Source organism: Calidifontibacillus erzurumensis (assembly GCF_013303125.1).
Taxonomy (GTDB): Bacteria; Bacillota; Bacilli; order Bacillales; family Bacillaceae_J; genus Calidifontibacillus; species Calidifontibacillus erzurumensis.
Genome location: NZ_JABTTE010000009.1, coordinates 37,800 through 63,967, shown reverse-complemented (window position 1 = coordinate 63,967; position 26,168 = coordinate 37,800). Strand labels below are relative to the sequence as shown.

The following is a 26,168-nucleotide window of genomic DNA, read 5'->3' as shown; positions in this document are numbered from 1 at the left end:
CCTCTTAATTAGTTACCAATCTATCTACTATCCTTCTTCTCCCTAATCCATCTATAACATTCTCGTATAATTTAGCTATTTCTTTTCTCTTACTATAATCTAATAGATTATCAAATTCCTTCTGTAATTGATGTAAAAAGTCTACGTCTCTATAATCTAGAACTGTATTAACTAGATTATATTCTTTCAATCCAACTATATTAATATTCTGATTTTCGATAACTTTTATTGGAATAAAAGGTGTTTGCGTGGCTATCAATTCATAAATGGTCTGTCCAGCTGCAGTTATTGCAAAATCAGACCTTAACATAAGAGATTTCATTTCAGAAGCTGTTACATTCTCGTAAAATTTGATATTTCTTGTGGTAATGCTCTTTATTTCTTCAACATTTTCAAATGCGCTTCCTATAACTACATTAAAAATAATATCTGATCTTTTACTACTAAGTTGCTTTAAAATACTTGAAGTTAAATTGTGTATATCAGATCCACCAAGAGTAATTAATACTTCTATTACCTGAGAATTAATGCCCTCTCTTCTAACTTGAATAAAGGGGCTTCTCAAGATAATATATTTTGGTCCAATTAAATAGCAATTATTATCATTTTTAGGATATTTAACTGCTCTGGTACTGAGAGATGGATTCACAACGATTCCTTGTGGATATTGAATCCTACCATTATCATCAATATATAATGCCTTTTTCGCTTGAGTTGATATAATTTGATATAACTCTTCATCGGCTAAATAAGAGTCTACAATACAATAGTCACTCTTTCGTATATAATTTTTTAAGAAGCTTTTTGATAACCAATTAACAACTTTGTATTGCTTGTCTTGTATTATCTCAAATTGATCCATGTCACCATTTATTATAAATTCAACTTCAATTCCTCTTTGTTGTAATTCATCGTATAAAGAGCTGCACCTAGAAATATGTCCCAGTCCAATTTGACTTCCACCTTCTGTGAATATCAACGCCCTCATGATTTCCATCCCTTTTACTTAATCTTCTTTTGTTCAATATGTGCATTAATAGTAAATAAATCTGGTTCTTCTGCAAATAATTCAATGATATCAGGTAGATAGAAGTCATGAGTTCCTTTATATAGTCTGTTATATATTTCACTTATCAACTTGTAATCTTCTTCTGTATCTAACGTCCAGCGATGTTTAGAATAATCCACTTTATTTTTGTAATAATAGATTTTTTTACTATCTTCATAAATGAAAGGAGTGACGTGTTCTCGATGATAACTTTCTTTACCATTTAAAAATGTATTTTCCAGAACTTCAAAAGAAAAAACTTCTGTATCCAATCCTCTAGGATATGTTCTTTGCATAAGATCTGATCCAGCGTTTGTTACAAGATCATAGGTACCCTTGAGATAGAATTCAATTATTTCATCGATAACAAATGGATCTATTAGTGGGCAGTCTGAGGTAATCCTTATGATGACATCAATATTATTTTCTTTTGCAGCATAGTAATAACGGCTGAGGACATCTTCTTCGCTACCTCGAAAGACTTTACAACCACAATTTAATGCTTCCTTCTCAATAATATCGTCTCGTTTATGAATAGTTGTTGCAATAATAATCTCTTCTATAAATTTAGATTGCTTTACTCGTTCAATTACATGAGATAATACTGTTGTTCCCTTTAATTCTTTCATGACTTTTCCTGAAAGTCTTGTTGAACCCATTCTAGCTTGTATTATAGCTGCAATTTTCATTTAATTGCCCTACTTTCGATAATAATTTATCACTTTTTTTACAGCTGATATTACATCCTTCACATCATCTTCAGTCATTGCAGGAAAAAGTGGCAACGTGATAATTTCTTCATATAACTTTTCCGCATTCGGACATATTCCTCGCTCATAGCCTAGTTGTGCATAGTATGGGTGTAAATGAACAGGAATATAGTGCACATTAACACCAATATTTTCTTTCAATAAAGCTTCAAAAATATCTGTCCTGTTCCCTGATAACTTCTCTAAATCAAGGCGAATAATATACAAATGCCAACTCGATGAGCAATTTGGATCTTGATAAGGTGTTTGGATTTCATCAATCTCTTTAAATGCATCATTATACATTGATACATATTTCTTTCTCAGATCGATAAATTTATCAATTTTCTTTAATTGACTAGTACCTAATGCGGCTTGAATATCTGTCAAACGATAATTGAATCCTAAGAATTGCATTTCATAATACCACGGACCATGATATCCCATTAATTTTTCTGTATCCCTTGTAATTCCATGAGACCGGAATTGAAGTAGTTTTTGATAATATTCTTCATTATTTGTTGTAATAATTCCACCTTCACCTGATGTAATATGTTTAACTGGATGGAAACTAAACATAGTCATATCACTTAATGAACCTATCATCTGTCCTTTATAAGTGGCCCCTAATGCATGTGCCGCGTCCTCAATTACAACTAAATTGTGCGCTTTAGCAATTTGATGAATTTCATCTAATGCTGCCGGCTGTCCTGTAAAATGTACAGGAATGATAGCCTTTGTTTTATCAGTAATTAATTCCTCAACTTTTTGCGGATCAATATTATACGTTTTTGGATTGATATCGGCAAAAACAGGCTTTCCTCCTTGATAAAGAACGCAATTTGCACTTGCAGCAAAGGTCATTGGCGTTGTAATCACCTCATCACCATTACCTATACCTGCAGCAAAACAAGCCCCATGAAGGGCAGCTGTTCCATTAGAAAATGCAACAGCATATTTGGCACCAACGTAATTTGCAATGGCTTTCTCAAATTCAACAACGGCAGGACCAGTTGTTAAGTAATCACCTTTTAAAATTTTAATTACTGCTTGAATATCATCTTCATCAATCCATTGTCGACCATATGGTAAATAACTGTCTCTAACCGGTTTTTCTCTCAAGTTAAACTTCCTTTCTATTTTATTTACTGAATTTATTGTTATTCTTTGACTAATTTCCTTAACTCATCGACAGTTAACCAATGGTCATTTGTATTACTTACATAGGAAAAACCATCTGGTAATGGCTTACCGCCATTTGAATATTCTTCTCTCCACCAAGGAAATTCTGGTTGAATTACATAATAAGAATCATATTCTAATGTATGACGGGCATCATCTTCTGTAATCATTACTTCGTGTAATTTTTCTCCTGGACGAATTCCAACTATTTTAATACTACATTCAGGAGCAATTGCCTCAGCTAAATCAATAACCTTCATGCTTGGAATCTTTGGTACAAAAATTTCTCCACCCTTCATTCTTTGAAGATTATCTATTACGAATTGTACGCCTTGGTCTAAAGTGATCCAAAAACGTGTCATTCGTTCATCTGTAATTGGCAGTTCAGTTGCGCCGTTTTCCTTCAATTTTTTAAAGAAAGGTACAACACTTCCCCGGCTTCCAACGACGTTACCGTAACGAACAACAGAAAATCTTGTTTCTTTGTTACCAACATAAGAATTTCCAGCAACAAATAATTTGTCTGATGCTAATTTAGTTGCTCCATATAAATTTATTGGTGCTGCTGCTTTATCAGTACTTAATGCTATAACACGTTGTACTCCTCTATCAATGGCTGCTTCAATGATATTTTGAGCGCCATATATATTCGTTTTAACAGCTTCGAAAGGATTGTATTCACACGCTCCCACATGTTTTAATGCTGCAGCATGAACAACAATATCCACACCATCAAACGCTCTATATAAACGATCTTTGTCACGAACATCTCCAATAAAGAAACGAATTCGAGGATCTGTATATTCTTGAGCCATTTCATATTGTTTTAATTCATCTCGGCTAAAAACAATAACTTTTTTTACATCATATTCTAAAACCTTAGAAACAAATTTTTTTCCGAAAGAACCTGTTCCACCTGTTACTAAAATTGTCTTATCTGATAACCACTTCATGATGTTGATGATCCCTTCTTATTCATCTTGTATTCCTTTATTTACTTTTTTGCTATACTTTACTAATTAAATTTCAAATAAACTGTCAAATCTTCTAATTTTTATTTAATAAAAAAAGTTTTCATAACAAAAACTGCTATTTTAAAAAAATACTATTCAGCACTATTTACGTTGTTTAGAAACTCTTTTAAAGTTTTATGCTTCCAACCTTTAATATGGGCTCCGCCTTCCGTGCAATTCCATAATTCAACATGATTTATTTTTTCTGCATACATTTCAAACCATCTTAAATAAATATATAAATTCCGAGAGGTATAAATTTTATTTTTAAGATAATAATCATCAACCTTTATTAGATTACTAAACCCCTTTATCTTCCTATATGCATGTGTTCCTTGTGCATGGGATTGGAAGTCTGTAAAGGCTAAATCCTGACCTACTAAAGCAATCTTATTAAACCCCATTTTTACTAACAGGTCTAATAAGCAAGTTGCCACTGAACCGCCTGTTTCAACTAGAGGAACACCGACTGCTTTTGCTTGTACTTCTGCTGGACCGTATCCCTTTTGCCAAACAACATATCTTGGACCATTATATGTTTTCACAGTAAGATTATTGGCGGTGCTTAAGTAAAATAAGGGGATATTCAAATTATATAAATTCTCAAATTGTTCTAAAATTTTATCATTAGGATCAGAGATCATAATAAAACTAGGAATAATTCCAGCACTTATTAATGGTTTTAACGCTGTACCAACACATGCAATTTGTATTTTACTTTCTAAGGCCTTTTTTAATAATGAAAGATGCTTTGTTAAAGACGGACCTGCAGATGCAAGTATGATTGGATGATTCTTATAAAGACTTAAAAAAGGACGAATATCTTTATCATTTAATTCAATATTTTTTTTATAATTAAAATCTAACAACTCTCCGTGATCATTAATCGTATCTCTTTTTATGATAAATGACTGCAGCATCAATTTAATTTCATAGTTTTCAATTAAGTTTAATGATGGCTTATGAATAAAAAAATTATTTTGTGCTTTAATCATTATAGAGGATAATTCCGCCAATAACTTACGCAAATCCTTTTGATAATAAAATTTAATATTTTTATTTGAATCGATAAAATTTAATAATTCATTTTTTATTAACCATTCAGCAAATGCATTGTTGAATTCAAAAACATGAATTTGATAATTGTTATATTTTTGTGCTAGATGTAAAACATGATAGCCTAACCCCATTCCAATAATAATAATATCTTTAGATTGTTTATTTATTTGAATGCCATCTATCCATGTTATGACATCTTTCATCGGGTCATATTTGCTGTATAAAAGAATATCTTTTTGATTTTCGTGAATTATCAAAGTTGGTACTGTTTTAGTATTTTTCAGATGCCATTTCATTTTACATATTCACCATGAAAACTTTGAACTTCTGCTATCCATTTTTCTATAATTGGACAAATTTCATATTCAAACATATCTGCAATTAACACTAAATCATTTAATTCCAACCCTTTTTTTGCTTCGGACAAGAACTCATTAATCTCATTCGTATCAATATTTAAGGAGCTTTCCAAATTTTTTATTCCATTAATTGCTTGAATCGACCAATCAATGGCTTCAATAAATTGTTGGATATATTTAAATGCTTCACCATCTTTATTTGCTCTAAATAAATCTGCAATAGATAAACAAGTATTAGCTATCTTTGGTAGAAAATCCGATAAACTATGCAAAGTATTTTGAATTAATTGTTGATTTTTTTCTTTCATAAAAATTACCCCATAACTTTTATTTTATTAGTCATATTCGTACGCATCGTTTTTCAGGAATAAAAAGAAGGTTAAAGAAATTTATTCTAGCAATTTCTGGTTAATACTTTTTCAAATATTTTTAATGTAGACTCTGTAGCCTTTAAAATACCAGAATACAATGCTTCAGATTTGTTTAATATCCGTTTCGCAAACTCTTCTCTCGATTCATTTTTACCTTCTTGATATAAATAATTTACTCTGAATATAATTGGATTGACTATGTAAACTAAAATATTATTATTTACACAATCAACAAGCTTTGAATCAATTTCATCTAATTTAGTCAATATTTCTTCATCTATTTTTTCATGTTCTCCTTTTACATTTTTTATAATATCCATAGCCTCTTTTGATAAATCCACTACTCTCTCCAGATTTTTCTTCTCTAGTTTCAAATTTTCTTCTATAAATTGTTTTTGATTCAAATCATGTTTATAAAATGCAAACAAGTTTTGAAAATCCACAGCATGATTTTGTGTACAATAAGTATCTACAAATTGTTTAAAAGGCAAATTTTCAAAACCTTCAATAAAAACTCCTCCCTCTGTGCAATTAAATATAGGCCGTAAATCTCCTTCATTACGAAAAGTAATGACCATATCCTCAAAAGTTTTTTTCATCCCTAAAAAAACGTAATCACTATTTACTTCATCACCATAATAACCTTTCAATTTAACAAACCTTTTATTATTTTGAAAATCATATTGATTTACACTTTTCAAATTTCTGTTTCCTTCTGCGTGTGTTAAATTATTTGTATATGCCAAATCTTGTCCTATGAATGCTATTGGCCCAGTAGAAATATTTTTTGCTATAAAAAAACAATCATTAGCAACTGATGAACCTCCTTTTACAAAACCAAGCTCTTTACCAATAGTCTTATTGACCCACTTTTCCAGTTGCTTATCATCTTTATTGAAAGCCACTTTAATACCTGTATGTTTTTTCGGGATATCTTTATGAACAACTAAACTGTAAAATAATGGTATATTATCATATTGAATATTCTTAAAATGCTCCCAATTACCTACTCCTCCATCAATTGATACAATTAGATGCGGTTGAATGCCTGCATTTAATAGAGGATTTATCGTGGAGCCTGCTGCAATAATAAGCGCAGATTCATTTTCTTTCACTAACTTTAGTAGATCCAATTGTTTTGTTAGTGATGGACCGGAAGATGCAATAATTACCGGACAGTTTAATTTGTTTTTAAAGTTTTCGAAAGGAAGTGACTTCCATAATTCTTTTAAATTGCATAATAAATTTTCTTGCCAAACTTTTGAAAAAAGTGTCATCGTATTAATATTCACCAAAGCTAGATATACATTTTTTTTAATTATATCTTTTAATACATTAATAAAAATTGGATAAATCTTTTCATAATTAGGGGAAACAATAAATTCGACTTGTGCCATATACTTTGTATGTATTAAATATTCTATCTTTGCCTCAATTTTTTTTTCATCAAAGCCTACTATAAAGAAGACGTTTGGATGATTTATTAACTGAGATAATAACCCTAATTTTTTTACACGATCAAATAAATTTTTACTAGGTTCAATTATTAAAAGAAAATCACTTTCATCAATTTTTTTTAGGAGCTCTATTGCTAAATAAGATGAACTTAACCCGAATAAAATATGGACATGGTTCTTTTTATAATGATGTTCTGCGAGTAATTCGGCCTCTTTTATTGGGGAGTATTGGCTATTCAAAAACAAACCATTAAATTTCATAATCGGCAGACCGCTTTTGCTTTTTAACATTATGATATTTTCATTTACCCGTTGCTCATCGTTATCGGCTATGCATATGTTATTCATAGTTTCAGCACTCCTTATTAATTTTAAAACAGGCAACCAAAAAGGTTGCCTGTTTTAAAATATAAATAATAAATTAGCGTAATAATTGTAATACATTTTGCGGCTGTTGGTTAGCCTGAGCTAGCATTGCTTGAGACGCTTGAGCAAGAATAGACGCTTTTGTTTGTTCCATCATTTCTTTTGCCATATCGACATCGCGAATACGAGATTCAGCAGCAGTTAAGTTTTCAGCACTAGTATTCAAGTTATTGATCGTATGTTCTAAACGATTTTGGTAAGCTCCTAGTTTAGAACGCTCTCCTGACACCTTTTCAATCGCCTTATCTAAAGTCGAAATAAATTCTGTATATTTACCATATGAGGTTAAATTAGAAATATTAGTACTTGTTATATTTGTTACACCAGTTCCAGCAACTAAATTAGAAGCATTCATTTGATTAAGTGTTAATGTTATCTTTTGGCTAGAGTTAGCACCAATTTGGAAATTATAAGTTCCCACAGCATTAATAAGTTTTTGTTTGTTAAATTCTGTATCAGTTGAAATACGGTCAATTTCTTTCTTTAATTCTAGCAACTCATCATTGATTGCCTTACGATCTGCAGTTACATTTGTGTCATTTGCACCTTGTACAGCTAATTCACGCATACGTTGCAAAATTGCATGTGTTTCGTTTAAAGCCCCTTCTGCAGTTTGAATTAATGAAATTCCATCTTGAGCATTACGAGAAGCTTGTTCCAAACCGCGAATTTGACCTCTCATTTTTTCAGAAATAGAAAGACCCGCAGCATCGTCTCCAGCACGGTTAATTCGAAGGCCTGAAGATAATTTTTCCATTGATTTAAGTTGTGCATTGTTTGCATTACCTAATTGACGATACGTATTAAGCGCTGCAATGTTGTGATTGATTCTCATTTTAATTTCCTCCCTGAATTTTTGTTTTTCACATCCATGTGATTTTTGTTTTGGTTAGTGATTAAATCGGCCGCCTTTAATACTAACCTTGTACATTTTTTATATCGGTACATGTTTTAGAAGTTTAATAGATTTAAAAAAATTTTTTTGATTTCACATTTTTTTCACAAAAAAACCACTTAGACAAATGTTGCTCTAAGTGGTTTAGGCCAGTCTTTTCGACCGCGGGAAATAGAAGCTAAGATATGCGAGAGGACTCTTTTTATTTTTTTCGTAATTGCTTGGACAAGCTTTCCAACACATCTTTTGGAATTGCTGAGGCCTGTGCATTTTCTTGTTGAATAGCTAAATACACTTCTTTTCTATGAATATCAATATGCTTTGGCGCGTTGATGCCGATTTTTACTTGTTCACCTTCAATAGCAAGGATGGTAAGTTCGATATTGTCGCCAATTTGAATCGATTGGTTTATTTTTCTTGTTAATACAAGCATGATCAACCCTCCTCGCCGATCGGAGCAGGGGATTTTTTGATAATGCGGTGTTTTGTTGTGTATTTGTCATTGTTTAAGATGACTTGTTTGCCGAGCTGTGCTTTTGTATTGACAACGATTGGTGCGCGCAAGTTTGCCGTTGTATTTTCGAACGGTTCATGCACCGTTAAAATTGTAAAAACAACAACTTCATTTTCATTTTCTATTTTTAATTTTTTAACAGCCGCATCCGGTAAGACTGCATCATAGTCAGGAAAATATTCAAATGGGCTGATGAGCACAAAGCCAAGGCTGGCCGTTTTTACCGATTGGAGGATCAAAAATGGACTGTCTTCTAGCGGCAAGATGATAAATTGTTTTTCATCTTCGAAGCTCGGAATGCCTTCTTCAAAATGAATGATCTTTTTTTCGTCTATTTCAAGTTCACCGTGATATTTTGTTTGAATGATCATTTTTTTCATCACCATTTTCTATTTTGTATTTACTTCACGCATAGAACAAATGAAACAACTATTTTCAAATAGCTTTAAATCGTGCGGTCGTAAGTTGTCCGAGCACTAAATTCAATGGATGGTTTTTGTCTCAGATAAACTTGCACATCACCAGGACGATACTTTATGATCGGTTTGTTTACCTTGACCGCAATTTTTGGCTCATATTCACCCACATGAATTGAAATCTTTGACGGCGTGTAGTGGAACTTGACCTTTAACGGTGTTTCCGGAATGAAAGCGATATTTGCTTGTTTGTAGTCAGGCTCACTTTTCTCCTTAGCGATTTGAGCGATGGCATTCGTATGTGATTCGATTTTCATTAGACGACTGCCTTCCCTTGCTTCTTCTGCAAGGTATTGCAGCAATATTTGCTTTGCTTGTTGTGCTCTTTCTTTTATCCATCTATGAACCGGCTTTAAGTTTGCATCGGCAAATGCTTCGGATTGATCGATTTCCAATTTGCTATTTGTTTTTGTGATTGTCACATCAGGTAAAGGCTGCCGAATTTTCATGTCAGCAGGCGGCTGGCGTATTTCTAAGACAGCATCATAAGAACGAATACCGATTTTACCGAATTGGCTTGTAATTTCAAGGCGTGGAAGCTGCACGGATCTCACCCCTCTTTTCGTAAAAACAGTTCTAATTTTTATAGAAATTGAAAATGTAATCAAAAAACATATAGGACAATTTACAAAACTTACAGTTCTATTTTTTCCGCAAAAATGTGCCCAAGATATTGCAAATGATCCGACGACCTATATAAGCAATGTTTTTTCTTCGTATCTTTTGAATGCCCTACATTAATGTCATAGGTGATTAGTAGGTTCTAATTTCCTTATATTTTATCCAACTTCTTAATTTCAAAAAAGCAGTTCTATCATATTTTATCTGTGGACGCTAAGTTGACACCAAAAATTCCCTATTAAAGAAAACAGCAGGGATGTGTTCCCTACTGTTTAGCTTCCTTATCGTAAAAAGTCTAGTAATGTCGGTTGAATGATGCGTGCACCGGCTGCCAGTGCTGCCCGGTGAAGGCTTTCTTGGGTGGTCAAATCGATGATCGCTTTTTCAAAGTCAATATCTTCGTTATCGGACACCGTTTTTTCAGCAATAACTTGTTGCATTAACAACCGGTTTTCTACTAAATCAGCACGGTTTTGACGGGCACCGACCTCCGCCCTTGTAGAGTTGACACCTGATAGCAATTGATCGATCGATTGAATGGCTTTGTTAATGTCTTTCCCTTCCGCATTTTCGTTTTTCAACATTTTTATGATCGATTCAATCGAACTGAATAATTCAATAGAATAAGCATCTTGCGGACGAATATTGATCGGGATTGTGACACCCTTCATTACTTCAACTACTACATCTTCTGTATTCGCTGACACTGCATCAATTGCAGAAATAACTAAATCACTGCTATTTATAGTTTTTTCAATAACAACTGGCTGGCCGTCTTTATATTTTAATTCCTCTTGATATTGATAGATAACTTCGCCTGAATTAGTATCTATGAGAATCTTATTGCCGAACTTAGATTCAAATTCCAATGTTGTCCCATTGGTTGTCTGGTATTTATACGTCTCCCCGTTGTAGCTAACTACATAATTCTCAGGTTGACTGGTGCTTTCAAGCTCATTAAATTCGATGTTTATTCGGTTGCTATTGACTGGCTCTGAATCAGTTTTCGTTCCATTAAAAATATAATTATCTCCCACTTTTGTATTGGCCATCGAGACTAAATGGAGCCTAAGCTGTTCGATTTCTTTGGCGATGCTGTCGCGTGCAACCGGATCGTACGTATCGTTTGATGCTTGTACAACAAGATCACGAATGCGGTTCAGTACTTGCGTCGTTTCTTCTAACGCTGCATCACTGTTTTCCAGCCAAGTAAAACCTTCTGTTAAATTGCGGTAAAACTGTTCTACTTCCACTAATTGGCTGCGATAACGCATCCCTTTCATAGCAACGACAGGATCTTGAGAGGGACGGGTTATTTTTTTGCCTGTATTAATTTGATCTTGTATTTGAGCTAAACGTTCATAATTTTTGCTAATATACTTTAAAGTGTTGCTTGTCAGCATATTTTGCGTAACTCGCAATTGTTCTCACCTGCCTTATCTACCTGAGACGCCCATGCCATTAATCACTTTATCCAACATTTCGTCGATCATTGTGATCATGCGTGCTGATGCGTTGTAGGCGTGCTGGAATTTAACCATATTTGTCATTTCCTCATCCAACGACACATTACCAATCGACATGCGCCGGTGGTCAACGGACTCTTTTAAAACAGCTGCCGTATTCGACATGCGGTTTGCTTCAGATGCCATATCGCCCATTGATCCGATCATACCTTGGTAAAATGTATGGACGTTTGTTTGACTTCCGCCATAATTTAAAATAGCATCTTTCACATTGGCCAAATTTAATGCATTGGAACCGTCCCCGGCATTAGCCGTACCGCTAGTAGGATTGGAAGCGGCAGCAATATAACTTACATCCTCTAATATTTTTTGGTGCACACTTATATTGCTAGCCGAAGGAGGATTTCCGAAGTCAAAAAAGTCATATCCATTTGGGTCATAAGTGTTGGTTCGAATTTCATGCAAGCTCCAACCTTCACGATGTACTTTGTTAAATTCTTCTGCAAATGTAATAGCCATTTCATCAAGATCTGCGAGCATTTTGTTGTAAAGACCTTTTACATCTGCTCCTTCAATATAACCATATCCTTCAATATATCCTTTTAAACTGCCATTCGTATTAAAATTAGAAAATGAAAGACTTTGATATTTATCTACCGTATTTTCAAAACCTTCTTCAGTCTGTTTGAGTTCGTAAAAATGAATTTGTTCAACAGGACTATCAAGGTTTGTCCCATTATATTCAATATAAATTCCAAAGGCTGTATGCGTACTTGAATCAATCAATTGATATTGATTCGTACCATCGTTTAAAATATCACCTTCAGGTGTTGCTAAGTAAATATCATATAAACCTTCCGCATTCGGTGAGGCTAATCCCCCGCTAGATTTTGGTACTATTTTAATATTGATATAAGTTGATAGCTCATCAACTAAACGATCGCGTTCATCGTACAAATCATTTGGAAGATATCCATGAGGTTCAATTGCACCAATTTGTTTGTTCACCTGGTTAATTTGTCGTAATAACGAATTGATCCGCTTTTCGGTAATATCGATTTCATTTCGATAGTCAGATTGAACCGCTTTTAACGAATTGTATATATAGTTAAACGTGTTCGCTAAAGCAATCCCGCGCTGGCGGACGACACGTCTAGCGCCATCATTTTGTGGTTGCACCGCCAAATCTTGCAATGAATTCCAAAATTCATCCATCGATTTAGCTAAACCTGTATCAGACGGCTCATTCATAATGTCTTCCATTTGCCTTAACATATCCGCTTTTGCTTGCCAATAGCCAAACTTGCTGTTTTCACTACGAAATTGTGCATCAACAAATGAATCCCGAATGCGCTGGATTTCTCCAGCCGTCACCCCAGTTCCCAACTGTCCCGGCATTTGAGGTCGGTTTCTCGCTGGAGCAGGATATGGTTCCGTTTGTTCAAAATTAACCCGTTGTCTCGTATATCCAGGTGTGTTTGCGTTGGCGATATTATGACCGGTTGTATAAAGGGCAGCTTGCTGGCTCATCATTCCTCTTCGCGCCACTTCTAAACCGTGAAACGTTGAAACTGACATCGATCGGTTCACCTCCAAGGTTAGTCCGTTCATTATTACTCTATTTAAATAAAAAGAATGCTAGTTTGCGAGAATTTGTATATTTCACTAAAAAATGAAATTTAGTTTGATACAAAAATTAAGTAATGATTCTTTGTTAAAAAAACATCCATGGGCTTGCGACCGCAACCCAGAATGAAAATAATTTCAAATGCCTTTTTCATCGAAAACATTCATGAACTTTTGTTTTAAAAATTTTCACGCCTTTTTTCGCAGAAATAAAAAATGCCTATGTACTTAATTTCTATTGATGAAAAAAACATTCATTGTTTTTCGGCCACAACCCCGAATGTAAATAATTTTCCACCATTATATTTTCACAGAAAACTACCATGATGTTTCGACCACAACCCAGAATGAAAATAATCTCCGTCAACATTTTAATAGAAAAATGACGGTCAAACTTTCGAGTTAAAAAACGAACGCCCTTCCCCATACGGCTGGGAAGTCTGTCCAGGCCGTTCATAATTGTAAGCATCAATTTCCGGCATGAATAAATCCAGCGATAAGTTAACAAATTGCAAAGATTGAATGAGCAACTCTTGATTTAGTTTGTTCCGGTTTGACAATTCATTAATTTCTTTTTCCAAATCGTTTTTTAATTGCTGCAATTTCTGTTTCTCTTTTCCATTGGCATACGTAATGCAGTCAGAAATCGTCGCATTGGCAGGATTCTGAGGCTGCATTGTTTGGCGAGCGGCTTGTTGAGAATGTTGATTAAAAGCAGGGCTGTTAAAGCCTAAGGCAGGATATTGATCGAAAGCTTGGTTTGGCTTACTCCCTGATAACAACTGTTTAGAATCGTCATTTTGTTGATGAAGCCCACTTGCGGCTTCTGCAACAAATTGATTTGCTAAATATTGCCGTTCTTTCTCTAATTTTTGGATGGCTTCAATATGATGCTTTTCTTCATTTAAAAGATTGCTTAGGACATCAGTGTCCCCTGCCTTTAAAATATCTGTTTTTTTCTTAGCCAGCTGATGCAAGCTTTTATGCAAAACAAGCATTTTTTCTAAAATTTGAATGAGCGGCTTAGCTGATTGAGACACTGACAATCCCCTCCTTTAGCGTTTTAGGAATTCTTGTACTAGTGATTATTCTTCATGATTCCAAAATTCGTACATTTTTTTTGCAATTTCACGTGGGTTTACCTTGTATTCGCCCGCTTCAATTTTTTTCTTCAATTCTTCTACTTTCGCTTGTCGGTCAAGTTCAATGCGGTTAGCTTTTTGCAATTCCAACGCTTCAGCTGAAATTTGCACCTTATCAGTTTTCGCCGTTTTTTCCGCTTTGTCGAATTTTTCAATTTGCTTGCGATAAGGATTCATATGAACCGGACGAAAGTTATTAATTTTCAAGACTGTCACCTCTTTTCTAATTGAGTTTTTTATCCCATTTAACACCATACAATGGTTAGCTTTGTTTACGGTTAGCGTGTATCTTTTTAAGGTTGGTGCCTTATCTTCTACTCCATCTGGAAGGAAATGAGTAGGTTATCTCTATAAGTTTTAGAGGTACTCTCCCCTCTCCCCGTACTAATCCAAAAATACAAGCAGTTGTGTATTTCATTTGCTTTTATTATTTATATCGGCACTTTTGGCACAAAGTTTACATACTGTGTTAAGTTAATCATCAATTCTAGAATCTTTTGTATAATAAGTTCGCTCTCTTCTTTCAGCTTCCTCTCGTTCCCGCTTCCATTTTTCTTCCTCTTCATGTTTTTTAAGATCAGTCTGAAGTTTTTGCGTACATTTTATACAAAGCTTGCCTTGTTGAATGAGCGTTCCGCATTTCTCACAACGGTAGCCGAGGTTTGGAAATTGCGCTGTCCGTAATCGGCCTTCTTTCACAAAACGCATAATGGTGTCTTCAGGAACACCAGTTGCCTCTACAACTTCTATAATTGTAGCAGATCGGTTTTCACGTTTTCTAATATATTGATAAACTTTCTCGAATAATTTATCTTCTTCTTTACGGCAAACATCACATATCCGGCGAGCATTACGTACGTATAGGCGTCCGCATCTCTCACAATTGTCTAGTTCTGGCATGCTGTTGTTCCCCCTTAGACGTTCTCTACTATAGTTATTATATCGTCAAAAAGAGATTAGATATTTAGAGTAATAGAAATTTTTTTAATCTATTAGCCCCGCGCCAATGTTAATGCACAAATTGATTTGGGAGAAAGAGGCTTTAATACTTTCGAAATTTGCCGGAGCGTTGTGCCTGTTGTGTATATATCATCAATTAATAAAAGCTGTTTATTTGCGTATCGGTCTCTTTGGATGTTGTGTCTGAGGGAAAATGGGGAATCAGCCAAAACTCTTTCCGTCCGTTTTTTCTTGCTTTGTTTTTCTGTATGCACTCTCTCAAGAATATCATCAATCGGAAAGTGCAAGAGACTTGCTAGTGAGTAAGCTTGGTTAAAACCTCTTTCATACAAACGTTCGGGGCTAAGGGGAACAGGTATTATAATTGGAGTATTTTTTCGGTCAGAGATTTGTTTAAATTTTTGTCTCATGTAGCTGGCGAAAATGTTGACAAGTTCGTGATCGCCGCGAAACTTAAAACGGGCAAGAACTTCTTTTAAAAATTCATTGTAATGAAAAATGGATAGGTTTCGTTCTAGCAAGCCGCTCCATTCCGGCTGCTCTTCCCAAATAAAACAGTCGTTGCAAAGGTCTCCTTTTCGATACTTCGCTGCAAGTTTTGAAAAAGGCCGGCTGCATAGGCGGCATTGCTCTCCGCTGATTTCTTCTAGCTGCTGCATACACTCTGTGCAAAGCGGTGATTTGTGTTGTGATCTAGAGAGAGAAAATAACATATTCCAAGTCGTTGTGTTTGAGATAGTCTGATTACAGACGAGGCATAGCATTTATTTTCCTCCTTGGTGTTCTTTCTTAAAAGATAAAACACAGCAGTTTGCATTTACATTCCAATCAAAAGCTTATTCACCAAGTATTCTTCCAGCGGATTCTTTTGAAAATGGCTTTTTCAATACGAGGGGTCACAATTCGAAGTTTGTTTTCTCATTAATCTAATAACCCTAGCCTTTTCCCTTCTTTATTCATTTTTAAAATTTGCGCTCTCGCGGCAACCATTGCATTTGTTTTTCCATAATGAAAAAATATAACTTCACCAGTAGGGTATTTGGGATTGCGGCCGACACGTCCTGCGATTTGGACTAGGGCACTTTCTGTAAAAATCGAATCTTCAGCACCTAAAACGGCTACATCTGTATTTGGGACAGTTACGCCTCTTTCAAGGATCGTTGTTGTTACTATAATTGGAATCTCACCAGATCGGAATGCTTGTACTTTTTCTTTCCGTTTCTGATCTTCCGCATGAACACCTTCAATAGCCGGATGTTCTTTTTGCAAAACTGCAACGACTTTGTTGAGCGTTTCAATATCAGGAACAAACAAAAATGCTTGTTTTTCTGTTTGCAAATGGGATACAACCCATGATTGGACTTTCAGTGGAAGACTACGTTTTCGATGAAGCTGTTTCTTCCAGTTTCCGCACCAGTGGAAAGTTGGAACTGGCAAAGGGTGGCGGTGATATCTTGCTGGGATTGTAACAGTATCAATCTTCTTCATTTTTGCTTTTCTCTTAAATTCTTCGCTTGGGGTGGCCGTTAAGTAAATGGTTGCTGCATCTTCTTTTTTAGTCTGTTCGACCGCATATTGCAAAGTGGCATCGGCTGAGTATGGAAAAGCATCGACCTCGTCGATTATGACGACATCGAAGTTTTTATAATAGCGGAGCAATTGGTGAGTTGTTGCAATTGTAAGCTGTGCTGATTTGCAGCGGTCATCGCTTCCTCCGTATAAAGAAATGACAGGTGTTTGCGGGAACGCTTGCTTTAACCGAGGAGTAAGTTCCAAAACGACGTCAGTCCTTGGTGTCGTCACACAGACGTGCTTTCCTTGTTCGAGAGCCGTTAATATGCCTTGAAAGAGTACTTCCGTTTTCCCAGATCCACACACTGCCCAAACGAAAAGATCGTTTTTGTTAGTAATCGCTTCAACTACTTTTTTTGATGCTAGTTGTTGGCCAGGTGACAACTGGCCTGTCCAATTTAGTACATGAGTGTTGGTCTGTTGCCCGTTTGTAACTGGAACAGTCCATGTTATGAGAGGAGTACATTGGCTGACACGGCCCATCATGATGCAATGACGGCAGTATGTACAAGCTGGTTCATGGCAGCGGGCACAAGCAAAGGAAGCAAAAAGCGCATCGTTTTGATTGCCGCACCGCTGGCATATAAATTGCTTTGGAATTTTTGATTTCGTAATAATTCCGTGTTCGTATTGAATATAACCGTGGAGATAGTGGTCATGAAGTTCTTCAAGTGAAAACGGGATTTCATCCAAAAGTAGTCGTTTTCCTTGTAAAAATTTCTGGAGATCGCGGGAGTATTCGAATTCGGGGTTTATCGGTTGTGGTAGTAGATTTTGAATTTTACTGATGGATTGAAATGGGTTATCGTTGTTTTTCGTTTCATCACCGAAAATTTCTGGAACAAGAAACATTTTGTCATCCCGTTTTTGGACGGAAAACCTCACATGTAAGCACCTTCCTTTTATATAATAAATAGCAAGGCCACTTTTTTGAGAACCAAAGACCCACTAAAATTATAGGTTTAGAGCGTGGATTTTTTCGATGAACATTAGGTTCAAGTTAATATGAATAAGGGAAATTGCTGATATAAAGAGGAAATGATACGAGTGAAAAGTTAAGAGAAGGCACTAACAGCCAGGCAACCGCTAGTGCCATTTATTTATATCTCAAATCGAGGTATTCTTTCACGAATGAAAAAAATTTTTACCATTAATCAAGAGGTCCTACTATTATTTTTTATACCATACTAATCCTAATGCACCTTCACCTAAATGGGTGCCGATGACCGGTCCAAAATAGCTGATACTTATTTCTACATTTGGATAATTTTCTTGAATTTGATTTTTTATCTGTTCAGCTGTTTCAGGGCGGTTGGCGTGAATAACCGATGCTACAATTGGCACACCTGTATTGGCATCTTCATCAAACAACTCTAATATTCGCTTAAGCGCTTTTTTCTGAGTGCGAATTTTTTCAAACGGAACAATTTTTGTATTTTCAAAATGCAAAATCGGCTTTACTTGAAGCAAGCTGCCGATCAATGCTTGTGCTCCGCTCAAACGGCCACCGCGCTGTAAATGGGACAAGTCATCAACCATAAAATAAGCAACCATTGAATTTTTTATTTCGTCAAGACGCGCAAGAATTTCGAATACTTTCTTTCCTTGCTTTGCCATTTGTGCTGCTTCAATGACATAAAATCCTTGTGCCATACAGCTAATTTCAGAATCATAAGAATAGACAGTAATACCTTCGACCATATCAGCAGCCGTTCGCGACGCTTGATACGTTCCACTTATCCCGCTTGATAAATGGATGGATATGACCGCTTCATACCCTTTGTCTTTTAGTTTTCTGTATGTTTGTTCAAACAAGCCGATCGCCGGCTGTGATGTTTTTGGCAGTTCAGTTGAATGTCTGACCTTTTCGTAAAATTCTTCAATCGTTAGTTCAATTTCTTCTTGGTATGATTCTGTTCCAAAAATTACATTTAGCGGGATCATTTCGATCTCCAATTGCTCACGCACATTTTTCGGAATGTAAGCGGTGCTATCTGTAACGATGGCAATTTTCATATTAGATACCTTCCTTGTATTTTAATTCATTGCGGCATTGGTAAAACATATTCTGTTTATTATTCTTTGATAGGAATAGCCATCTTAGCCGCAATTAGTATTAGTCCCCCTATGATTGTACAAAAATTTGCAAGGAATTTCAGCTTGAAATTACACACTCTGAAACAGATAGTGAAAACATTAAAATATACGAATAAATAGTGAGGTTAAAGCTTTACGTGTAAATATTTATCAACAGACCTTTAATTTCGCCAACCATGCTCAAAATATCTAGGCTCTTTTGTTCTTTATCTAAAACTGTATTCGTTAATTCAATCAGTTTTTTATCGACTTCTTTGACGATCTTATAAATTTTTGTCCGTCCGCGCCGGTTGAAACCGCGGCGTTCTTCAAGCTGCAATCCATGCTGCACCGCTTCATCCATAAATTGTTTAACCATTTTTTTATATTTACGCAGTTCATCAATTGTTCTCGATTCTGCCAACACTTTTCCTTGTTCTTCGATGTCTTGGACAAGTTTTGTCAATTTTTCATAGACCATTTCTTGGCGCGACTTTCCCATCACTTCTTGAAAAGAAATACTCTCAGTTGGTACAGATTTTTTTGCTTTTATTTGGTTCAAGCCTATTTTTCCAATTTTTTGTACATCCATCATGACCACGCCTTCGTTTGAAATTTCACATAAGTAAATCGTATATTTACAACAAAAATTTTGCTCGAACAAGGTGATAACTTCTATTTTGTACAAAATTGTTTCAAACAAATGATTGCAATAAACTACCGATAGATTGGTAAGATGCAAGGTTGGTTCTTTTGATTTGATTCGAATGATAGGTTGACTGCTCCTCCACTCGAGAAACTTTTCTTCCTAGCTTGGAAACATTTATTGGATATCCATTCTATTATAACATAAGCATTTTTGAAAAAGAGAGCCTGTCAGAAAAGTGGAAAGCTTTATAAATTCAGAAGTTAGTTAGCCGATGGAAGGGCGTTGCCAGGTTCGAAAATGAGGCTATCTGAACAATCTTTTAAAAAAAGAGGCTCGTCTGATGTGAGATCAAACAGGCCTCCATATAAGAATAAAATTTATTAACTTTGCAATAATTGCAAGACTCCTTGCGGCAATTGATTTGCTTGAGCAAGCATCGCTTGGGCGGACTGGTTTAAAATATTGTTCTTTGTAAACTCAGTCATTTCTAGTGCCATATCAGCATCGCGGATGCGTGATTCTGCTGATGATAAGTTTTCATGAGTGACTTGTAAGTTGTTAATCGTGTGTTCTAAGCGATTTTGCGTAGCACCGAGTTTAGATCGAACTGCTGAAATTTGCGTAATAGCTTTTTCCAATTTAAAAATAGCGTCATTAGCTGATTCATGGTCCAATACATTAATTTCATCAATACCAAGTTTGACTGTGCTAAGCTGTGGTACGTCAATCATGACATTTTGGTTTGTGTTGGCACCAATTTGGAAGGATAGCGCCTTGTTCGTTAAAGTAAATTGAGAATCTCCAGCGGTCATATTCGTTCCAAATAAAAGTTCCAAGCCTCCGTGCTTAATAACTCCATTTTCTGTTGTAATTTTCTTTTTAAAGGTAATATCTTGATATGTTGTACCATCATGTCTTTTAACAGAAAACTCTGCCTCATATTCAATTTTTATTTTTGCAGTCCCTGCTAATGAAATTTGACTTGTGTCTATTTCAATCATTTTAGGCGCAGTTCCAATTTGAATAACATTTGATGAGGCTTGAGCAATTTGACTTGCTTTTTTCCCTAATGAAAAGCCATCTGGATCAAATACTTCAATAGTCGCGCTCTTCGTAGCAGGAATAGTACTATCATCCACAACAATGTCTGTCACAACAATGGAATATTCGCCTAATTTTAGTTCTTGATCCTGCAATTCAGTTAAATCACTTGCAATAACATCTGTACTTTTTACCCCAGCCCCTGGTTGTGTTAATTTTTTAACTGCACTAATTGTTCCCATTTCAACTGTCACCTGATAGTCTCCGCTTTCCATAGCTGGGTCAACTACAGTCGGTACAGTTAATAAATTTGTTGGATTTGCATTTGAAAATTGCGTATCAACCGCACTGGAACCATCTAGTAATTTTCGGGTGTTAAATTCAGTTTTAGCTGCAATACTATCTATTTCTAGCTTTAGTTGATCAATTTCTTTTTGTATTGCTTCCCGGTCTTCTTTTGTATTTGTATCATTCGCAGCTTGAACAGCTAGTTCTCTCATCCGTTGGAGCATCGAATGGACTTCGGTCATAGCTCCTTCTGCTGTTTGCATGAGCGAAATGCCGTCCATGGAGTTTCTTTCCGCTTGTTTCAAGCCGCGGATTTGAGAGCGCATTTTTTCTGAGATTGCAAGACCTGCAGCATCGTCAGCAGCTCGGTTGATGCGCATACCGGATGAAAGTTTTTCTAAGTTTTTGGATATCGACATTTGATTTGTATATAGGTTGCGATATGCATTTAGTGCTTGGATATTATGATTAATTCTCACGAAATGTTCCTCCTTTTTTGCCCCAATTAAATGTATTGCTGAACCAGTAGAGCCGATTGTTTTTATTTATCATCAATTAGTACACTTTTTTCATAAGCCATTGCTTTATTTCTTACACCCGAAGTAGATGGAACAGATTTTTTCTTTAACGCATCATTCCAAGCTTGGGAGATTGGCTCCATCACTTTTAAAACATCCTCAATGAGTTTAATATCTTTTTTATAGTTCGCTTCGATGATTTTGTCAGCCATGTAGTTATAGAGAGCGTCGAGTTGGTCGGCAATGATGCCAGCTTCATAGTTTAACCCCGCCCCTAAACGGTATAAAATATCATTTGCTTTTTGCAGTTTTTTGTTTGCGATGACAAAATCTTTATTTTTTATATCTTCAATAGCTTCTTCTAAATTAGTAATACACGCTTCATATAAAAGGGCTGTAATTTCTTGAGGTGACTTTTTGAAAAGAGCTTCTTCTGTTAATAGACCAGCCACGTTTGGGGCACCTCCCATTTTTGTCTCTGTTCTTATTATCGGTTCAAGTTTGTCAATTTTTATAGAAGATTAATAGTTTTTTTCCATTTCTTCAATAAGCAGTAATATTTCTGCCATCACAGCATAAAGCTGCGGTGGAATGCTTTCTCCTAGATCCATATCTAATAGATTTTCAACAAGCATCGCATCCTCTTGCATGTGAATATTGTTTTTCTTTGCGATTTCAATAATTTGCCGAGCGACTTCCCCTTTTCCGTGGGCAACGACAACCGGAGCTTTACCGGATTCTTCATCGTATTTAATAACTGCTGCAGACGGACCATTGATTTCTTTGCGCCTTTTTTGGTTGTAAAACTTTGAGATGATCATATTTTAAAGTCCATTCCTTTCTCTCCAAAAACAGGTTTGTTTTGGGTTTGTCCTTGGTGTTGCTTTTCATCTGTTGATTGGACTGCTGTCGTCATTTTTGCAAATTGAATGCTGTTCACTTGATAGCCGAGCTCTTGCAGCTTTTCCTTTGTCATGCTTGCGAGCGGCTCCATTTTTTCTTTAAAGCCCGGTTTATCATTTTTTATCGTAATCGAAAGGTTCCGATCGATGGATGTCAGCATTATGCCAACATCTCCTAGTTTTTTTGTTTCGATTAAAAAGTAAAGGCTGCAGTTTTCCCAGTCGACTTGGTGTCCTTTATTTTTCGAATTCACGAACACTTGTAGATTTTCTGGGCGTTCTCCGATTAATAGCGGCAAGCTAAAAAACAATGATTGGAGCGTTTGCCCACCGTCTGCTTTACTTAATAGCTGCTGTCCGGTTAAATTCGTAAGGGCTTGTTCAGTTAGTTGGGCAACTTTTTGCGTCGTTTCCTCCCCGCCGGTTTGTGCTAGTTTCAATAAGACTGCTTTTAAATTTTGTTGGAGTTCTTCTTGTTTTTGTTGAAAAGCTGGATCTCCACCTTTTTCGGACACGAGCGACCGGGCCAATTCACTGTCATGGTTAAGGCCTAAAGAACGGATGATTTCATACATTTGACGTGCTGACGGCTCCTGTCTTGAGAAAGAACGGGATGCTTCTTCAAACGTTTGCAGCAACTGTTGTTGCGCACGTCCTTGTTCCATGTTCATGCTTTCTTTTGCAACATAATGAAAGACTTTTTGTTCGGACGGTTTGAAATTTATTTTTTCAAGCAATGTTTTTACTTGTTGGACGATTTGGGCAGCTTCTGCATGATTGCCTTTTGCTAACAGTTTTTTAGCATCTGCTAGCTGTGTGCTCGCATGCAATAGCTGTTTCTCTGTTTTCATATCGGTATAAAGCATGACATCGCTTTTTAAGATCGCATTGTCCAGCTTATTTATTGTTGCTTCTAGCATTTGCTTCGCTTGCGGATAAGCATTTTTCTTCAGGATGTTTATGAACCGTTCGACGGAATCTAAATTTCTCGTAATCTCTCGCTTCAATTCCCGAAAATCGTGGGTAGCTTGAGCGAGTTTCGCAGTTACTTTTGTAACGAGAATATTTTTCGTTTGAATCGGCAATGTTTGAAATTGTTCGTTTTGTTCAAAATGTTTTAGAAACCCTTCATGGATTTCTTTTTGTTGATCAGTTTTTTGCTGCACGTTCGGATTTTGATTTTGCATTTGTTTAGCCAGTTCTTGTTCTATTTCAGTTAAAATATTTGTCAAGTGCTGTCTTGCGCCAAGTTCACGACCTTTGTCCAATAATTTGGCAGCTTCTCCTGCTGCTTGTTCCACTTTGCGAATTATATTTACGTCCAAATTTGCATTTTTTGAGAAGCTGTTTAGTAGTTGATCTAGTGCATGTGTAAGGTTTGCTTCTTTTTGGATCATTTTTAAAGCTTCTTTTATCAAAGTGCTTGGCTGTTTATTTGAATCATTTGCTGTCGTCTCTTCATTAATGAGATTCGCAATGAGTTTGATCCAATTTTCACTGTCACTCATCTGTTGATTTGCGTCTGTTTGCTGAATCCATTTATTGATTGTGTTCATTATTTCGGATTGGCGTAAATTTTCTAGTTCAGCTGCTTTTTGTATTGCATTGAGCATATCGATTGGCTGTTTTTCGTTCATCGAAGTGGCCCCTTGATTTTGGAGGGGAATTTGCCTCTGTGCTTCTTGCGGCTGCTTATTCCAAGATATCCCTTGCTGTTCCAGTAAAATTTGCCTTCTTGTATCTGTTGGGTATGAGTTTTTCGGCACGACAGTTTGAACGATTTTCGACGTTTCTCTTAATTCAAAACTTGGTTCGATTTCTCTTGCTAAAGCTGTTAACACTTCATGCAAAGGTTTGCCATGCAGTGCTTCATGGATTGATTGCAAATGGGCATTTGTTACTTCTAAACGTTTGTTGGCGAGTGCTTTCACTGTATTTAGCATTTCCGCAGGACTTCCCGATGCTTTTTCAAAAAATTGCCGCAAAACTTGAACAGTCTCTTTTGTAACTGGCATGTTTTTATCTAATAACATTTGCACGCTTTGTTTTAGTTCGGGGATGTCTTTTGATGTAATCCCGACACTTTGAAAGATTTGGGCATTGCTGGATGACTGCACTTGCGGCTGTGAAGGAGCTGAATTTTGTTTTATCGATTCAAGCGAGACTGACTTCAATAAAACAGCATCGCCCTTTTGGCCACTTACCTGTACAACTCCCCGGTCTTCTGCAGGTACTTGTCCTTCAAAAACTGCTTTAATTTCCTTGCCGCGAATTTGGACGATTGCTTCGTTATCGGAAAAGCGCTCTTTAATGGAGGCGTAATAAACCTCCCCTTGTTTTAATTCAAGCGGACGATCGGACTGCTGCAGTTGATTTGGTGAATACTGATTGTAAATCTGCATCATTTTCCACTCCCGAACAATTACTTGTACTCTTTATATCGGCTGAAATGAAGCTGTTTTAATGGACATTTATTCCCATATTGAGGAGTTTAAGCCCTTTATTTGAAATGTAACTATTGGCTGTCGTTTATTACAGTATTTTTATCAATATTTACTAACTAATCTAGGTCATTAGGCTCCTATAGGTAGACTTGTACTTGTAGATGCAAAACCTGGCGGCGATTCTAGAACAAATCTTTATAGCATGGAGACTGGCCGCCCTTCCCTAGCAAAAGATAAAATTTTTTCACCCTATGTTTTCTACCAAATTGACTGAATTTTTCTTTTACTTAGAAAGTTCACATTTTCACAAAAATAAGCCCTTTACCAGTTAGATGCCTACCGGTAAAGAGCTTTATTGTTTCTTCTATTATTTTTTAAAGCATCACAGACGAAAAAAATTTTTTGTATGCGCCTTAACATTCAAAAAGTCTTAGCGCTACCACGTTTAACCCTACAAACAGTTGTATTATTTCTGATAACTAGTACGGTGAGCTCAAGTTCGTTCCTGCACTGTAAACCGAAATTAACGCACCTTCACCCAACCGTTTTTAATTGCAACAATAACAGCTTGAGTGCGGTCGTTTACATTCATTTTTTGCAAGATATTGCTGACATGGTTTTTAACAGTTTTTTCGCTAATAAACAAAGTTTCTCCAATACTGCGGTTACTTTTGCCATCTGCGAGCATTTGTAAAACTTCACATTCTCGGCGTGTTAAAAGGTGTAGTGGCTTTTGGTATTCAACGTTTTTCAACGTTCCATTTGATGAGTTATTTCCTCCTTCGGTTGCACCCGCAGCTAAGCGGCGAAATTCTTTAACGAGATTATGTGTGACTTTATGATGCAAATATGAACCGCCTTCTGCTACAACTTTAACTGCTTCAATAAGTGAATCTGCATCCATCTCTTTTAATAAGTAACCTCTAGCACCAGTTTTCATGACATGAGTAACATAGCTTTCATCATCATGAATCGATAAAATGAGTACTTTTACATCCGGGAATCTTTCTACGAGCTTTGCTGTTGCTTCTACACCGTTCATTTGTGGCATATTAATATCCATCACGACTACATCAGGCTTATATTGTTCAACAAGCGCAATGGCTTCATTCCCGTTGCTTCCTTCTGCAACTACTTCGAAACCTTTTTCAAATTCTAAAATTCGTTTAACACCTTCGCGAAACAATTGATGGTCGTCGATAATAACTATTTTTATTACCCCATCCATTATGAGTTCCTCCTCCGTTCATTAGTAAGCCGCTTTTCATATTACGTCTGATATATTAATAGTTTTCTATCTTAACAATATTTCGA

25 protein-coding genes are annotated in these 26,168 nt (G+C 35.8%); all 25 read right to left on the bottom strand.

The features are described from left to right. Nucleotides 1–4: 4 nt before the first annotated feature. Entirely contained in the window at nt 5–988 is a 984-nt protein-coding gene (pseG, locus tag HR057_RS08420) for a UDP-2,4-diacetamido-2,4,6-trideoxy-beta-L-altropyranose hydrolase (protein ID WP_173730997.1), read from the bottom strand. Between the two features lie 14 nt (nt 989–1,002). Next, nucleotides 1,003–1,737 (bottom strand): cytidylyltransferase domain-containing protein, encoded by a 735-nt coding sequence (locus HR057_RS08415; RefSeq protein ID WP_173730996.1) that lies wholly within the window; start codon nt 1,735–1,737, stop codon nt 1,003–1,005. Between the two features lie 9 nt (nt 1,738–1,746). Continuing rightward, complete coding sequence (gene pseC, locus HR057_RS08410) at nt 1,747–2,919, bottom strand: UDP-4-amino-4,6-dideoxy-N-acetyl-beta-L-altrosamine transaminase (protein WP_173730995.1); 1,173 nt, start codon at nt 2,917–2,919, stop codon at nt 1,747–1,749. 38 nt (nt 2,920–2,957) lie between these two features. Then, on the bottom strand, nt 2,958–3,932 hold the full coding sequence (gene pseB / locus HR057_RS08405) for a UDP-N-acetylglucosamine 4,6-dehydratase (inverting) (protein ID WP_173730994.1): 975 nt from the start codon (nt 3,930–3,932) through the stop codon (nt 2,958–2,960). Between the two features lie 152 nt (nt 3,933–4,084). Next, the gene (locus HR057_RS08400; RefSeq protein WP_173730993.1) at nt 4,085–5,347 is read right to left on the bottom strand and encodes a motility associated factor glycosyltransferase family protein; all 1,263 of its coding nucleotides are present in this window, start codon (nt 5,345–5,347) and stop codon (nt 4,085–4,087) included. Further along, complete coding sequence (locus HR057_RS08395; protein WP_173730992.1) at nt 5,344–5,718, bottom strand: hypothetical protein; 375 nt, start codon at nt 5,716–5,718, stop codon at nt 5,344–5,346. The genes HR057_RS08400 and HR057_RS08395 overlap by 4 nt, the downstream gene beginning before the upstream one ends. An 86-nt stretch (nt 5,719–5,804) precedes the next feature. Next, the gene (locus HR057_RS08390) at nt 5,805–7,586 is read right to left on the bottom strand and encodes a motility associated factor glycosyltransferase family protein (RefSeq protein WP_173730991.1); all 1,782 of its coding nucleotides are present in this window, start codon (nt 7,584–7,586) and stop codon (nt 5,805–5,807) included. 73 nt (nt 7,587–7,659) lie between these two features. Beyond that, the gene (gene hag / locus HR057_RS08385) at nt 7,660–8,499 is read right to left on the bottom strand and encodes a flagellin Hag (protein WP_173730990.1); all 840 of its coding nucleotides are present in this window, start codon (nt 8,497–8,499) and stop codon (nt 7,660–7,662) included. A 262-nt stretch (nt 8,500–8,761) separates the two neighbouring features. After that, complete coding sequence (gene csrA, locus HR057_RS08380; RefSeq protein ID WP_173730989.1) at nt 8,762–8,992, bottom strand: carbon storage regulator CsrA; 231 nt, start codon at nt 8,990–8,992, stop codon at nt 8,762–8,764. A gap of 2 nt (nt 8,993–8,994) precedes the next feature. Then, complete coding sequence (fliW, locus tag HR057_RS08375; RefSeq protein WP_173730988.1) at nt 8,995–9,444, bottom strand: flagellar assembly protein FliW; 450 nt, start codon at nt 9,442–9,444, stop codon at nt 8,995–8,997. A gap of 74 nt (nt 9,445–9,518) precedes the next feature. Beyond that, nucleotides 9,519–10,094 (bottom strand): DUF6470 family protein, encoded by a 576-nt coding sequence (locus tag HR057_RS08370; protein ID WP_173730987.1) that lies wholly within the window; start codon nt 10,092–10,094, stop codon nt 9,519–9,521. Nucleotides 10,095–10,451: 357 nt separating this feature from the next. Further along, on the bottom strand, nt 10,452–11,591 hold the full coding sequence (flgL, locus tag HR057_RS08365) for a flagellar hook-associated protein FlgL (RefSeq protein ID WP_173730986.1): 1,140 nt from the start codon (nt 11,589–11,591) through the stop codon (nt 10,452–10,454). Between the two features lie 15 nt (nt 11,592–11,606). Next, entirely contained in the window at nt 11,607–13,214 is a 1,608-nt protein-coding gene (gene flgK, locus HR057_RS08360) for a flagellar hook-associated protein FlgK (protein ID WP_173730985.1), read from the bottom strand. Nucleotides 13,215–13,651: 437 nt separating this feature from the next. Next, nucleotides 13,652–14,302, bottom strand: a complete 651-nt coding sequence (locus HR057_RS17005; RefSeq protein ID WP_329955856.1) for a flagellar protein FlgN — start codon at nt 14,300–14,302, stop codon at nt 13,652–13,654. A gap of 45 nt (nt 14,303–14,347) precedes the next feature. Continuing rightward, nucleotides 14,348–14,611 carry a flagellar biosynthesis anti-sigma factor FlgM gene (gene flgM, locus HR057_RS08345; RefSeq protein ID WP_173730984.1) on the bottom strand — a complete coding sequence of 88 codons (264 nt, stop codon included), beginning with the start codon at nt 14,609–14,611 and terminating at the stop codon, nt 14,348–14,350. 267 nt (nt 14,612–14,878) lie between these two features. Beyond that, nucleotides 14,879–15,304 (bottom strand): TIGR03826 family flagellar region protein, encoded by a 426-nt coding sequence (locus HR057_RS08340; protein ID WP_173730983.1) that lies wholly within the window; start codon nt 15,302–15,304, stop codon nt 14,879–14,881. Between the two features lie 92 nt (nt 15,305–15,396). Continuing rightward, on the bottom strand, nt 15,397–16,128 hold the full coding sequence (locus HR057_RS08335) for a ComF family protein (protein WP_173730982.1): 732 nt from the start codon (nt 16,126–16,128) through the stop codon (nt 15,397–15,399). Nucleotides 16,129–16,285: 157 nt separating this feature from the next. Beyond that, entirely contained in the window at nt 16,286–17,788 is a 1,503-nt protein-coding gene (locus HR057_RS08330; RefSeq protein WP_173731042.1) for a DEAD/DEAH box helicase, read from the bottom strand. 318 nt (nt 17,789–18,106) lie between these two features. Then, nucleotides 18,107–18,952, bottom strand: coding sequence for a DegV family protein (locus HR057_RS08325; protein ID WP_173730981.1), 846 nt, complete (start codon nt 18,950–18,952; stop codon nt 18,107–18,109). Between the two features lie 214 nt (nt 18,953–19,166). Beyond that, nucleotides 19,167–19,604: a YaaR family protein gene (locus HR057_RS08320; protein ID WP_173730980.1), complete on the bottom strand. Its 438-nt coding sequence runs from the start codon at nt 19,602–19,604 to the stop codon at nt 19,167–19,169. Nucleotides 19,605–20,041: 437 nt separating this feature from the next. Further along, nucleotides 20,042–21,469, bottom strand: coding sequence for a flagellin N-terminal helical domain-containing protein (locus HR057_RS17315; RefSeq protein WP_173730979.1), 1,428 nt, complete (start codon nt 21,467–21,469; stop codon nt 20,042–20,044). 62 nt (nt 21,470–21,531) lie between these two features. Further along, nucleotides 21,532–21,960, bottom strand: a complete 429-nt coding sequence (fliS, locus tag HR057_RS08310) for a flagellar export chaperone FliS (protein ID WP_173730978.1) — start codon at nt 21,958–21,960, stop codon at nt 21,532–21,534. Between the two features lie 69 nt (nt 21,961–22,029). Then, the gene (locus HR057_RS08305) at nt 22,030–22,329 is read right to left on the bottom strand and encodes an EscU/YscU/HrcU family type III secretion system export apparatus switch protein (RefSeq protein ID WP_173730977.1); all 300 of its coding nucleotides are present in this window, start codon (nt 22,327–22,329) and stop codon (nt 22,030–22,032) included. Next, nucleotides 22,326–24,812, bottom strand: a complete 2,487-nt coding sequence (locus tag HR057_RS08300) for a hypothetical protein (RefSeq protein ID WP_173730976.1) — start codon at nt 24,810–24,812, stop codon at nt 22,326–22,328. The genes HR057_RS08305 and HR057_RS08300 overlap by 4 nt, the downstream gene beginning before the upstream one ends. Before the next feature lie 565 nt (nt 24,813–25,377). Beyond that, nucleotides 25,378–26,082, bottom strand: a complete 705-nt coding sequence (locus tag HR057_RS08295; protein WP_173730975.1) for a response regulator transcription factor — start codon at nt 26,080–26,082, stop codon at nt 25,378–25,380. Nucleotides 26,083–26,168: the final 86 nt, after the last annotated feature.